Origin of the sequence: Lacticaseibacillus suilingensis (assembly GCF_016861845.1) — a bacterium.
Lineage (GTDB): Bacteria > Bacillota > Bacilli > Lactobacillales > Lactobacillaceae > Lacticaseibacillus > Lacticaseibacillus suilingensis.
In genome coordinates, this window is the sequence record NZ_BOLV01000002.1 from 107,503 (window position 1) to 119,430 (window position 11,928).

An 11,928-nucleotide genomic window follows, 5' to 3' on the forward strand; every position below is an offset into this window, starting at 1 on the left:
GTACTATTTATCTATTACACTAAGAATATACCGCGAACCCAACCGAGGTGCAACCCCTAAATGCGTCTGACGGCAAAAAAATAACCCGCATTGCGGGTTGGCGCCTCTCAGGCCTGCGGGGTGAAGTGATAACTGGGTTCATCGCGCTGGGCATCGTAGTCCACGGTGAGATCAAGATTGGCAAAAAACCAGTCATCATTGGCATCAACGTAATAGAGCACGCCATCTTTTTGCGTGGCCAGCACTGGCGCAACGGCTTGGTCATCGCGGGTCATCCCCACCGAAAAGCCATCATGGACATTGGTTTTGCCGTAGACTTTGCCGAAAAAGCGCACACCGGCGCCGGCTTTCGGTAGCGCCAATTCCCGGCGAAACCAGGCACTGGCCTGTTCAGTAATGGTAATCATGACGGGTCCTCCTTGCTCACGAGGTGGTGTTTGAAAGCGTAAATCGCCGCCTGCGTGCGGTCTTCGACTTCCAGCTTGGCCAGAATGTTCGACACATGGGTCTTGACGGTTTTCAGGGTGATGAACAGTTCATCGGCAATTTCTTGATTAGACTTGCCTTGCGCAATCAGCATCAGCACTTCGCGTTCGCGGTTCGTGAGCTCATCAGCCAGCTCTGGCGTTTGCTTTTGGGTGAGGCGATTCATCATTTTGGTGGTCACTTGCGGATCCAGCGCCGAATCGCCGGCTGCCGTTTTGCGAATCGCAGCGGCGATTTCATCGGCCGTAGCGGTTTTCAAAATATAGCTAGCCGCGCCGGCTTCAATGGCGGGGTACACCTTCTCATCATCAATGAAACTGGTCAAAATGATGATGCGCGCTTCCGGCCAGGCTTTGAGAATGCGTTTGGTAGATTCAATGCCATCCATATTGGGCATCACCAGATCCATCAAAATGACATCTGGCCTCAAGTCGAGCGCCTTATCCAACCCTTGCTGGCCGTCTTCGGCCTCGCCGACCACTTCGATATCCGGTTGCACCCCAAGGTAGGTCGATACGCCTAAACGCACCATTTCGTGATCATCGACAATCAATACTTTAATCATGAGCCTCTTCCTTTGAAATCGGCACGCGAATTTCAACGCTAGTGCCTTGATGAGGGAAACTGATGACCTTCGCGACCCCGCCGATGCTGCTTGCGCGTTCGGCAATGTTGGAAAGGCCATAGCTGCCAGTGGTATTTTCGGTTTTCGGATCAAAGCCCACACCATCATCCACCACCCGCAGCACCACCGTGGTGGCGACCTGCTTCAGGTAGACTTCCAGATGCTTAGCTTTGGCGTGACGCAAGGTGTTGGAGAGCAGTTCCTGCACAATGCGAAACAGGTTATCTTCAATCGCCGGCGACAAATGAATGTCTTCCAGATTCCAGGTAATCTCGATTTTGATTTTCGTTTGCAGTTCCTGCAACAAACTGATAATACCATCTTTAAGCGACTTGCCGGCCAAATTCGTCGGCCGCAGGTGCAACAGTAGCGCCCGCATTTCCGACTGCGCCTCGTTGATCACACTTTCAATCGTGGTGATTTGTTTCAGCTCCGCGGCATTGTTGCCATTTTGGGCCACCACACTGCGCACCGCCGATAACATCATCATCGCCGCGAACAACTGCTGCGAAACCGAGTCATGCAGCTCCCGCGCCAGACGGTGGCGTTCTTCAGTCAAAATATCCTCTTTGGACTGACCGTCGAGTAAAACCGGGGTGTTGCTATAGCGCTCGATTTCATGCTGTAAGCGTATCATTTTTTGGCGCAAGGCTTCAAGCGCCCCTGCCACATCTTGGCCTAACACTGCTTGGGCCTGGTGCTGGCGCGCCAACACTGGCGCATCGGTTTGCCCTGCCACCAGCTGGGTCAGGCGGCGCGATAGCTGCGTGTGTTGCATGCGCACCATGGCCGCGGTCCAGCCGGTCACAATCAGCGCCAATAAGACCGCCCCAGTGAGTAAGTAGGCGAGTAGCGGCATGGCATACGCCGGCGCCATCAACTCGTCAAGAAAGGTCACCGCTTGGGCGGTACTCAGCAGAAACACCAGCCCCAGTTCCAAGGCGAAGGTGGCCAGCAGTGTGATGGCAAATAACCAGATAATCTGGCGATTTTTCATACCGACAGCACCTCCAAATCACCAACAATCACGTTGGTCAGGATGTGCACCCGCCGCGCCGCCGTGTCGTAATCGTCGCTATAGTGCTTAACCGCCTCGTTGTGCAAACTATGCTCGGTGCCGTTGATGGTCAGGGTCCCAGCCAAGGTAGCATGATCAACCATCACACCGACCCCAACCGGAATCAGAATCCGCGTTTTGCCCAGCCCCTTGCGCACGACAATGGTGCTATCGCCTGGCGGTAGCAAGGTATTGCCCAGATCGATGATGGTGTCGCCGGCAATCAAGGTCATGTTGATATCGTCCCACTCGAAAGTTTGCCCGCCAATGTGCTCGTCGCCAAACCAGGCGTGATGTGTGGTGCAGCCGGCCTTGGGCACTGGCGCCTTGGTGCGCACCGCCCAGTACTGCTTTTGCAGCCAAGGCAAGCGCCCGCCTTGCTTGCCTGACATGGCAAACAAGGCGCCGATCAGCGCCACGAACAGAATGATCCAAATGGTGGGAATGAGGAAGACCCCGACCACCATCAAAATCGTCCCCAAAGTCAACCAAAAAGCGCGCCAAAAATGACCCTTGATGCCCAGCAGCAAAGCACACGCCCCAGTCAGCACCCCAATGAGGGACGCGGTGTTTTGAACGATTTGGTAACCCAGCACCATCAGCAAAGCGATTTCAAGCACCCAGAACAATTGCCACCGTCGTTTCACTTGCACCCCTCCTTAGTCTTGTTTTCTTCAGTATACGCTAGGCAGCGCACTTTACTGTCCGCCCCGAGACGGATTTCCGTAAAAAAAAAGCGCCGCAGCGCTTTTTGCTTAGCCTTCAACCTTAGTGATTTTAACCAGCATGTCCCCACCTGGGGTGCTGATGGTCACATGATCGCCGACTTTCTTGCCAATCAGGCCAGTGGCAATTGGGCTTTCGTTGGAGATCTTGCCATTAAAGGCATCTGCTTCCGCAGCACCGACGATTTCGTAAGTTTCTTCCTCGTCATCACCGTCTTCAACGAAGCTAACTTTCTTGCCCAGCGAAACTTCATCGGCTGGGACTTCGTTAGAGTCGATGATGTCCGCAAACCGCAGCATGGTTTGCACCTGCACAATGCGGCTTTCCAGCGTCGCCTGTTCATCCTTAGCGGCACTGTATTCGGAATTTTCCGATAAGTCGCCAAAGCCGCGGGCGACTTTGATGCGATCAATCACCTTGGGCCGTTCTACGGTCTTCAGCCGTTCTAGTTCGGCCTCCAGCTTTTCTTTACCTTCTGCTGTCATTGGATATGTCTTGTCTGCCATGTTACATTCCTCAATTCTTTATTCTCTAGTGGAGATATTACCTTAATCTGAAGCTTTGTCAATTACTCTTGCAAGCCGCGGGCCGCCAAAATGGCGCGAATCTTGGTGGTAAGTAGGTCGATGGCGACTTTATTGCGCCCGCCTTCTGGGACAATAATGTCCGCGTAGCGCTTGGTCGGTTCGATGAACTGATGGTACGACGGCTTCACGGTTTTAAGGTACTGCTGAATAATATCATCCAGCGACCGCCCGCGCTCCACCATATCCCGCTTAATCCGCCTGATCACCCGGATATCATCATCGGTATCCACGTAAATCTTGATATCCATCAAATTGCGCAGTTCCTCATCCGCCAGAATCAAGATACCTTCAACAATGATGACATCCTTAGGCGTCATGTGCACCACTTCATCAGACCGGTTATGATTTTTGTAATCATACACCGGGCGGTCAATCGCCTCACGGGCAATCAGCTGCTTCAGCTGCCGGTGGAGCAGCGGCGTATCAAAGGCCAACGGATGGTCATAGTTGATTAACCGGCGTTGTTCAAACGGCAGGTCACTTTTTTTATAATAAGCATCCTGGGTCAGCAGCAGCAGTGAGTGCCCGGAGAACTGATCAAAAATTGCCCGGGACACTGATGTTTTGCCGCTGGCGGAGCCGCCAGTCACGCCGATGACGATTGGTTTGGGTAACGTCACAGTTTTGCCTTCCCTCATTGCTGATTGTCAGCCGCAAACTTTGCGGTGTTGATGTTATGTTGCGCCAGCGTGTGGGCGTAGAGGATTTCGCCAGTCTTCAAGTTCGCCACGAAGTACAAGTAATCATCGCTGCGATCAATCGGGTTCAATACCGCTTTAATGGCCGCTTCGCTCGGCGAATTGAACGGCCCTGGCCCATAACCAGTGTTGCGATACAGATTGTACGGCGAATCGACACTGGTGTCTTTATTGGTCAGATGGGTCTTGTGCGTATCCAAGGCGTACATCACCGAAATATCGGATTGCAGCGGCATCCCTGCCGCCAAGCGGTTGAAGAACACGCCAGCGATTTTACCGCGGTCAGTGTCCGTCACACCTTCCCGCTCGACCAAACTGGCCAGCGTCAGAACTTCTTGCACCGTTAAGCCTTGTTTTTGAATGTTGGTTTGGTATGGCGCAATCACGGCGTTCGCTTTCGCCACCATTTGAGCAATCAACTGTTCCGCTGAGGAGTTCGCGGTAACGGTGTATGTCGCCGGGAACAAGTAGCCTTCCAGGCGGTAGCGGACGTTTTGCGCCTTCGCTGCACTGCCAAGCAGCTGCGGGTATTGCTTGGCCAAGCGCTTGAAAAAGGCCTGATCCTTCAGCGCCGCCAGGAACTGCTTACGGCTCAGCTTGGCATCTTTCTTGTGCAGCTTCTGGACTTCCGTGGCGATAGTTTCAGCATCCACGCCTTCTTTGACCAAAACCGTGCCAATGCCAGTATCGCTGCCGCCACCGCGGAGGTTCGTCAGCATGCTCGCCATGGTGTCAGCTTTCGTGAAGCGGTAGTCCCCCGCCTGATAACTCGGGATGTTTTGAAACTTCACGTAGACTTTGAAGACCAAGGCGCTTTTGATCAAACCCTTAGCCGCCAAGGTCTGGCCAATTTGATCGGTGCTAGCGCCTTGTGGGACGTGGACGGCGATGCCTTTTTTGGCATTGGCATCAACTGGCTGCAAGGCATCATGCACATATAACCCGCCCATCAGCCCGGCAATCACCAACAGGGCCAAAACAATGCCCATCACCCATTTCACCACGTGCTTGGACGCGCCTTCGACCATCTGATCGCGGCGGCGCCTGCTTGAACTCGGCTGCTTCACTTGCGTTCCTCCTCAAAAACGGCCAGTCAACTGGCCGTTTTTACTACGGGCATTGGGCCCGCTCAAAATCCTGCCATGATTATACAAAAGCCTGCCGCAAATTGCGACAGGTTTAGGGGAACAGTTACCGAGTCTTAACGAATTTGCGCACCGACTTGCGTTTCCAAAGCGGCCACGATCTTAGCAAAAGCGTTGTTGACCTCGTCTTCGGTCAAAGTCTGATCATCGCGGCGATACGTCAAGGTGTAGGCCAAACTCTTTTGCCCAGGGGCGACTTTGACGCCACTGTAGACATCGAATAACCGCGTATCACGCAAGAACTTGCCACCATTGGCCGCAATAATGGCCTCGATTTCGGCATTGGCCACCGTCGTTGCGACTTGCACCGCAATGTCGCGGGTGACACTTGGGAACTTCGGCGCTGGCGTCGCCGTCATTTCCGACCGATCAGCAAGCATCAAGGCTTCGAGATTCAATTCGAAAATGTAAGTTTCCGGAATGCTTTGATCCTGCTCAAACCGCGGGTGCAGCCGGCCAATCAAACCCACCACTTCATCGCCCAGCATAATCTGAGCGCTTTGGCCTGGGTGCAGGTCTGGGCGCTTGGTTGGCACGTACTGCACCGGCTGCTCCAAGCGGAAGTCTGCCAGCAGGGTTTCCACGATGCCTTTCACATAGTAGAAATCCACGGGCTTGGCGGCTTGATGCCAACTCTTTTGAATCACATTACCAGTTAAAGCCCCGGCAATGTATTCTTTTTCGGCAGGCCGCGTGTGCCCAGCGATGCGCGGGAAGATCCGACCTTGCTCATACAAAGCGAGATCCGTTTGCTTGCGCGCGACGTTGTAGGCCACCGCGTCCACCAACCCAGATACCAGGTTGCGGCGCAGGGTTTCGTGATCCGCGGTCATCGCCCAGGCGACATGCGTTTCTTCACTTGGCTCCAACTGAAAGGCATTCGCTTTATCGGCGGTGGTCAGACTGTAGGAGATAATCTGCGTCAGCCCAAGGCCTTCCAGCAGTTTGCGGCTCCGCTTGCGCCGCGCCTGCATTGGCGTGAACTCCCCGACCGTCATCGTGGTGGTCGGCAAGGTGCTAGGCAGGTTGTCATAGCCGTAAAGCCGCGCGATTTCTTCAATCAAATCGGCTTCGATATGAATGTCCCAGCGGCGCGTCGGCACGGAAACAGCGAACAACCCGTCAGCCACGGTCACCCCAAAGCCAAGGCGATCCAGTAAGGCCGTCACCGTGGCTTCATCGAGCTGGGTGCCGAGCACATGGTTGATGCGATCCAGCGAAATATCAACTTCTTCCGGATCAGCTGGGACTTGGCTGGCAGAAATGGTGCCAGTCGCAACCTCGCCGTCGCCCAGTTCCGCCATCAAGCGGGCGGCTTCATCAAGCGCCAGGTTGATACTGCCAACATCCACGCCTTTTTCAAAGCGGGCGGAAGCTTGGGAACGCAAGTTGTAGCGCAAAGCGGTTTTGCGAATCGGGGTCGGGGCAAACATGGCGGATTCAATCACCACAGTTTGGGTCTTGGCGGTGATTTCGGAATCAAGGCCGCCCATCACACCGGCCAAGGCGACCGGCTTTTCGCCGTTGGTGATCACAATATCTTCAGTGGTCAACTCATGCTTGTTGCCATCCAAAGTCGTCAGCGGTTCGCCGGCTTGAGCGCGGCGCACCAGGATTTCCTTACTACCAAGCTGCGCATAATCAAAGGCGTGAAGCGGCTGGCCGTAGCCAAGCATGATCAAGTTGGTCACATCGACAATGTTGTTGATGGGCCGGACCCCGGCATTCCAGAGCCGGCGCTGCAGCCACAGCGGACTGTCTTTGATGGTGATGTTGTCCACCACCCGCATTTGGTAAGCTGGCGCATCATTGGGGTCTGCCACCTTGGCGCTCAGGTAGTCCGCAATCGGCTTGCCAGTTTCCACCACGGGTTGGTCATTGAAGTGCGGCTTGTTGCCATAAGTGGCACCGACTTCCCAGGCCACCCCGCGCATGCCCAAGGCGTCGGCGCGGTTCGGGGTGATTTCAAAATCCAGCACAGCATCTTCCATGCCCAGCGCCGCCAAGGCATCGCTGCCAGGTTTGAGGGCCTCATCGAAGACATAAATACCATCGTCATAGGCTTTTGGCGCTAAGTCGTTGCTAAAGCCGAGCTCCTGCAGTGCACAGAGCATACCGTCAGAAACAACGCCGCGCATTTTACCGCGCTTGATTTTGACATTGTCGCCAATCCGAGCACCAGGTAGCGCCACAATCACCGTTTGGCCTGCTGCCACATTTGGCGCACCGCAGACGATTTGGCGTAATTCGTCCTCGCCGGTATCCACCATGGTGATGCGGAGGTGATCCGCGTCAGGATGCGGCTTCACGGATTCAACATGGCCAATCACGATTTTTTTCAGCCCGTCGCCCAGGCGATGCACGGAATCGACTTCAATCCCGGTGCGGGACACTTTGTCCATCAGTTCCTCAGGCGAAACTGGCACGTCAACTAATTCTTTTAACCAATCGTATGAAACGTCCATGTTAACCTTCCTCCTTGAACTGCGTCAAAAAGCGCAAGTCGCCTTGGTAGAAGCTGCGAATATCGTCAATCCCATACTTCAGCATGGCAAAACGATCCGGCCCCAGCCCAAAGGCAAAGCCGCCGTAGACATCAGCATCCACCCCAGCATTGGTCAACACATTCGGGTGGACCATGCCGGCGCCTAAAACTTCAATCCAGCCGGAATACTTGCAAATCGCACAGCCCTTGCCGTTGCAACGGAAGCAGGAAACATCAACTTCCACACTCGGTTCAGTGAAGGGGAAGTAACTTGGCCGCAGGCGAATTTTGCGATCAGCGCCGAAAACATGCTGCGCCAAGGTCAGCAGCGTCCCTTTCAGGTCGGCCATGGTGATATGCTTATCAATCACCAAGCCTTCAACCTGGTGGAACTGGTGGCTGTGGGTGGCATCATCGGTATCGCGCCGGTAGACGCGCCCGGGGCTAATCATTTTGAGCGGCCCTTTACTGAAGTCGTGGACTTCCAGCGTCCGCGCTTGCACCGGACTGGTTTGAGAACGCATCAGCAGCTGATCGTCAATGTAGAAGGTATCTTGCATGTCGCGCGCCGGGTGGTCCTTGGGGATGTTGAGCATCTCAAAGTTATAGTGATCTTCCTCGACTTCTGGGCCGTCGACCACCTGATAACCTTGACCAATGAAGAATTCTTCGATGTCATCCATGATTTGGTCAAGAATGTGCGGTGTGCCTTCCAGCATCTGGTCGCCAGGCAGCGTCACGTCGATGGTTTCGGATTCAAGTTTGGCATCGATGGCCGCTTGCTCCAGCGCCTCCCGCCGCGTCTGCAGGTTAGCTTGTAAATCAGCTTTGATCTGATTGGCAAACGCGCCGACTTTCGGCCGCTCGTCTTGATCAAGATTCTTGAGCCCACGCAATACTTCAGTAATGGGACTCTTTTTCCCTAACAAATTGACGCGAATCTGGTTCAGCGCATCAAGGTCTGTCGTTTCCTTGATGCGTTTTTGGTTCTCTTCACGCAGCTGTTCCAAGCGCGTTTTAAGATCCATGCTCATGCAAATTGCCTCCCTTTTTTCCATACAAAAACGCCTCGTCCTAGAAGGGACGAAGCGTCGCGGTGCCACCCTTGTTCACGCCAAATACACGTGCACTCAACTTCATAACGGCAAGGCCGGAGCAGTCTTTCGACTGTCTACTCCAAAAGTGAAAACGAATCATTAACCGTCGTGGTGTCTTCCAGTCATCGAACACCTTCCCTGTACTGGGCCGCCGATTCGCGCTTTTATCGTTGTATTTATGGAATATCTCAATGACCTTAGTGTACCAAAAAAGCGCGATTCGTCAAGGTGACGGCGCGCAAGGTCAATTATTTACCGCATTCAGCGTCACTGAGCCAAGTATCGCCCCAGGTGTGCGCTGCGGCCATGACTGGCTGCAGGGCTGCCCCTTTGGCGGTCAAAGCGTATTCGATCAAGCTGGATTCAGCATGCGTCAGCCGATCAACCAAGCCCGCTGCTTCCAGTTCTTTCAGGCGCTCAACCAACACCCGGTCGGAGCACTTGCTAACGGCACCGGCAATATCTTTGAACCGGGAAGGGCCGTTTTGTAATAGCGTCTCCAAAATCATACCATTCCATTTCTTACCAAGGATCACAAAAGTTTGTGTGAACTTCGGACACAGGGTCAAAGCATCTGCGGTCCGTTCCTTAAGGATGACCTGTTCCATCTTTTTCACCTCATTGAATTATTCGCTTACAATTTGATAGTAGTTATTATACCCCATCAGCGAGGAAATACAAGGGGCGAGTTAGAAGCCGGTTTGGCAAGGATTTTGGTCGCCGTGAGCACCACGATTTCAGCAGAGTTACACTCCAGGTGGCCAACGCTCGAGCGATTAGCTACGCCTAAGCCCTCGCCGCCAAACCCAGTGGCCATGAATGAGATCACCACTATTCCAGCAGAGTTACGCTCCAGGCGGCCAACGCCTGAGTGGTTTGCTACGCATCAGGCCTCGCCGCCAAAAGTTAGCAACAAGGCCAGAAATCACCACGATTTCAGCAGAGTTACGCTCCGGGTGGCCAACGCCTGAGCGATTAGCTACGCCAGCTGGTCCGCCACCAAAAAACGGTGGCAAACCAGCTGGCTAGGCTACTCGTCAGGCTAAGTACGGCCACCTTCCGCAGTCTTTAGTTACGCTCCAGGCGGCCAACGCTCGAGCGAATAGCGACGCTCAAGGCCTCACCGGCAAAGTACGCCGGCAATGCCTTGAGCTAGGCTATTCGTCGAGCTAAGTGCGGCCACCTTCCGCAGCCTCAAAAAAGCCTGGCACTGGGCCAGGCTTCTATCCAACATGCTCATGTTCTAAGCGGCGATGCGGGTGCCGCAACTTGTGCAGCATCGGTAAGAAGTACTCATCCACCGCTGCGTAGTCATCGACCAAAGACACCACCCAGGTTTCGCGGTACTTTGGCACACCTAGGGTTGCACCCCACATGTGCTTGATGATGATGTCCTTTTCCATATCGGACAGGTCGGTGATTTTTTCAGCGTTACGCAAGGCAATGCGCGGATGCACATACGCGTGCGTGCCCAAGCTAAACTTGGTCACCCGCCAGTCGTAATAGAACAAGTCATGCAAAAGACCTGCTCGCGCTAAAGCGCGGGTGTTCAAATGCCATTTCTTACCGAGTAGATAGCTCCGGTAAGAAACGCTCAAGCTGTGGTCCAGCCGGGTCGAATGATGATGTTGCGTGTAATCAGCCAATTTTTGCACGGCTGGTTGGGCTAAAAGATCACCCACGTAACTCATGTATTCGGCATCAGCGGCCCAATTAAGCTTATCGCTCATTCAACTGCCCCTTTTCGTGACGCTGTGTTTCGCGGCCAGGTTTTCTGCCGCGGGTTGTCCAACACACTTCCAGTATAACAGGTTTCTAGGCGTTGGTGCAGCCATTAAGGGATCCTTAAGCAGTTAAATGAAACATAATGACAGCGCCTGCAATGGCGACGTTCAAGGATTCAGCTCGGCCCTTGATGGGAATGTACAAGTTGGCGTCGGTTACGTTCAATAACTCTTTGGCCATGCCATTGCCTTCATTGCCAACAATCAAAGCAAACTGGTCGCTAGGCGCGACATCACGATAAGGCTTGGCGTTTGCATTCAGTTCAGAGCCATAGACCGGAATGCCGGCCTGTTGCAGCTTTTTGACCAACGTTGGTAGCGGGGTGGCCACGATTTTGACGTGGAACTGGCTGCCTTGCATCGCGCGCAGGACTTTCGGGTTGTGCGCATCGGCAGTTCCACCGCCAAACACCACGGTCTTGATTCCAGCCGCATCGGCGGTCCGCACCAAGGTTCCGACGTTGCCGGGATCTTGAATCTGGTCCAACAGTAGGTATTGACCTGCCAGCGGCGCGTCTAACTTCTCCTCCTCCAGGGGCAAAATGGCAAAGATGCCTTGCGGGGTTTCGGTTTCCGCCAGGTGCTTGGCCACATCATCGCTGATTTCCGTCGTGATTTCATACAGTGGCTTTAACAGCCGCTCAGCCAAGTACTTATTCGTGGCGTAGATGCGCTTCGGCGTGATGCCTGCATTGATGGCTTCTTCAACCAAGTGCCACCCTTCCAGCAGGTAGGCGCCAGCTTGTTTTTGATATTTTTTGACGGTCAATTTTTTGGCCGCTTTGATATGCTCGTTTTTTGCAGAAGAAATGTATTCCATATTCCGCCTCCTCAGGCTTAAGTCTAACATATATCCCTTGGCAATTATGCTAAACTGGACAGTATATTGCGCAGGTTAAAGCCTGCCCCACCTCATGTTAGGAGGCACAGCAGATGGAAAAAATCGGCAAAGCAATTACGGTGACCGGCCGCGTGCAAGGCGTTGGCTTTCGCTGGATGACGCAGCTCGTGGCCCAGCAGCTGCACATCTTTGGTAAAGTGGAGAACAATGCAGACGGATCCGTGTACATTGAAGCGGTCGGCACACCGGAAAATATGGCCAAGTTCACCGCCGCAGTGAAAGCCAGCCCGACCCCAAGCGGCAAAGTCACGCATTATGAGGAACAACTGCTTGATCCGGTGCCATTATATGACAGGTTCCGCGTTACTGGTTGAAAGCGGCCGCACCATCAAGTATC

General features: G+C 53.9%; 13 protein-coding genes. 1 reads left to right on the top strand and 12 read right to left on the bottom strand.

The window, feature by feature from the left end:
- Window positions 1–107: 107 nt before the first annotated feature.
- The 12 genes from JUF11_RS01910 to JUF11_RS01965 form a co-directional block, all read right to left on the bottom strand.
- Window positions 108–407 (bottom strand): HesB/YadR/YfhF family protein, encoded by a 300-nt coding sequence (locus JUF11_RS01910; protein ID WP_204118075.1) that lies wholly within the window; start codon window positions 405–407, stop codon window positions 108–110.
- Window positions 404–1,051 carry a response regulator gene (locus tag JUF11_RS01915; protein WP_203632156.1) on the bottom strand — a complete coding sequence of 216 codons (648 nt, stop codon included), beginning with the start codon at window positions 1,049–1,051 and terminating at the stop codon, window positions 404–406. The genes JUF11_RS01910 and JUF11_RS01915 overlap by 4 nt, the downstream gene beginning before the upstream one ends.
- Window positions 1,044–2,108, bottom strand: coding sequence for a sensor histidine kinase (locus JUF11_RS01920; protein ID WP_125579550.1), 1,065 nt, complete (start codon window positions 2,106–2,108; stop codon window positions 1,044–1,046). Before JUF11_RS01920 ends, JUF11_RS01915 begins: the two co-directional genes overlap by 8 nt.
- On the bottom strand, window positions 2,105–2,815 hold the full coding sequence (gene liaF / locus JUF11_RS01925) for a cell wall-active antibiotics response protein LiaF (protein WP_236000364.1): 711 nt from the start codon (window positions 2,813–2,815) through the stop codon (window positions 2,105–2,107). The genes JUF11_RS01920 and liaF overlap by 4 nt, the downstream gene beginning before the upstream one ends.
- 108 nt (window positions 2,816–2,923) lie before the next feature.
- On the bottom strand, window positions 2,924–3,400 hold the full coding sequence (gene greA, locus JUF11_RS01930) for a transcription elongation factor GreA (RefSeq protein WP_125579548.1): 477 nt from the start codon (window positions 3,398–3,400) through the stop codon (window positions 2,924–2,926).
- Window positions 3,401–3,462: 62 nt separating this feature from the next.
- Window positions 3,463–4,101 carry a uridine kinase gene (gene udk, locus JUF11_RS01935; protein ID WP_203632534.1) on the bottom strand — a complete coding sequence of 213 codons (639 nt, stop codon included), beginning with the start codon at window positions 4,099–4,101 and terminating at the stop codon, window positions 3,463–3,465.
- A 14-nt stretch (window positions 4,102–4,115) separates the two neighbouring features.
- Window positions 4,116–5,207: an endolytic transglycosylase MltG gene (gene mltG, locus JUF11_RS01940; protein ID WP_204118169.1), complete on the bottom strand. Its 1,092-nt coding sequence runs from the start codon at window positions 5,205–5,207 to the stop codon at window positions 4,116–4,118.
- Window positions 5,208–5,380: 173 nt separating this feature from the next.
- Window positions 5,381–7,789: a phenylalanine--tRNA ligase subunit beta gene (gene pheT / locus JUF11_RS01945; RefSeq protein WP_204118076.1), complete on the bottom strand. Its 2,409-nt coding sequence runs from the start codon at window positions 7,787–7,789 to the stop codon at window positions 5,381–5,383.
- A gap of 1 nt (window position 7,790) precedes the next feature.
- Window positions 7,791–8,837, bottom strand: coding sequence for a phenylalanine--tRNA ligase subunit alpha (pheS, locus tag JUF11_RS01950; RefSeq protein ID WP_204118170.1), 1,047 nt, complete (start codon window positions 8,835–8,837; stop codon window positions 7,791–7,793).
- 317 nt (window positions 8,838–9,154) lie between these two features.
- Window positions 9,155–9,514 carry a winged helix-turn-helix transcriptional regulator gene (locus tag JUF11_RS01955; RefSeq protein WP_125579545.1) on the bottom strand — a complete coding sequence of 120 codons (360 nt, stop codon included), beginning with the start codon at window positions 9,512–9,514 and terminating at the stop codon, window positions 9,155–9,157.
- 615 nt (window positions 9,515–10,129) lie between these two features.
- The gene (locus JUF11_RS01960; RefSeq protein ID WP_125579544.1) at window positions 10,130–10,636 is read right to left on the bottom strand and encodes an HD domain-containing protein; all 507 of its coding nucleotides are present in this window, start codon (window positions 10,634–10,636) and stop codon (window positions 10,130–10,132) included.
- A gap of 115 nt (window positions 10,637–10,751) precedes the next feature.
- Window positions 10,752–11,510, bottom strand: a complete 759-nt coding sequence (locus JUF11_RS01965; RefSeq protein WP_204118077.1) for a TrmH family RNA methyltransferase — start codon at window positions 11,508–11,510, stop codon at window positions 10,752–10,754.
- 113 nt (window positions 11,511–11,623) lie between these two features.
- Between JUF11_RS01965 and JUF11_RS01970 the strand changes: the two genes are divergently transcribed.
- Window positions 11,624–11,905: an acylphosphatase gene (locus JUF11_RS01970; RefSeq protein WP_125579542.1), complete on the top strand. Its 282-nt coding sequence runs from the start codon at window positions 11,624–11,626 to the stop codon at window positions 11,903–11,905.
- The last annotated feature ends 23 nt before the right edge of the window (window positions 11,906–11,928 follow it).

What these genes read in the sequence shown, in the direction of transcription:
- JUF11_RS01910 (WP_204118075.1), bottom strand. Translation starts at nt 407, where the DNA reads ATGATTACCATTACTGAACAGGCCAGTGCCTGGTTTCGCCGGGAATTG.
- JUF11_RS01915 (WP_203632156.1), bottom strand. Translation starts at nt 1,051, where the DNA reads ATGATTAAAGTATTGATTGTCGATGATCACGAAATGGTGCGTTTAGGC.
- JUF11_RS01920 (WP_125579550.1), bottom strand. Translation starts at nt 2,108, where the DNA reads ATGAAAAATCGCCAGATTATCTGGTTATTTGCCATCACACTGCTGGCC.
- greA (WP_125579548.1), bottom strand. Translation starts at nt 3,400, where the DNA reads ATGGCAGACAAGACATATCCAATGACAGCAGAAGGTAAAGAAAAGCTG.
- mltG (WP_204118169.1), bottom strand. Translation starts at nt 5,207, where the DNA reads ATGGTCGAAGGCGCGTCCAAGCACGTGGTGAAATGGGTGATGGGCATT.
- pheT (WP_204118076.1), bottom strand. Translation starts at nt 7,789, where the DNA reads ATGGACGTTTCATACGATTGGTTAAAAGAATTAGTTGACGTGCCAGTT.
- pheS (WP_204118170.1), bottom strand. Translation starts at nt 8,837, where the DNA reads ATGGATCTTAAAACGCGCTTGGAACAGCTGCGTGAAGAGAACCAAAAA.
- JUF11_RS01955 (WP_125579545.1), bottom strand. Translation starts at nt 9,514, where the DNA reads ATGGAACAGGTCATCCTTAAGGAACGGACCGCAGATGCTTTGACCCTG.
- JUF11_RS01960 (WP_125579544.1), bottom strand. Translation starts at nt 10,636, where the DNA reads ATGAGCGATAAGCTTAATTGGGCCGCTGATGCCGAATACATGAGTTAC.
- JUF11_RS01965 (WP_204118077.1), bottom strand. Translation starts at nt 11,510, where the DNA reads ATGGAATACATTTCTTCTGCAAAAAACGAGCATATCAAAGCGGCCAAA.
- JUF11_RS01970 (WP_125579542.1), top strand. Translation starts at nt 11,624, where the DNA reads ATGGAAAAAATCGGCAAAGCAATTACGGTGACCGGCCGCGTGCAAGGC.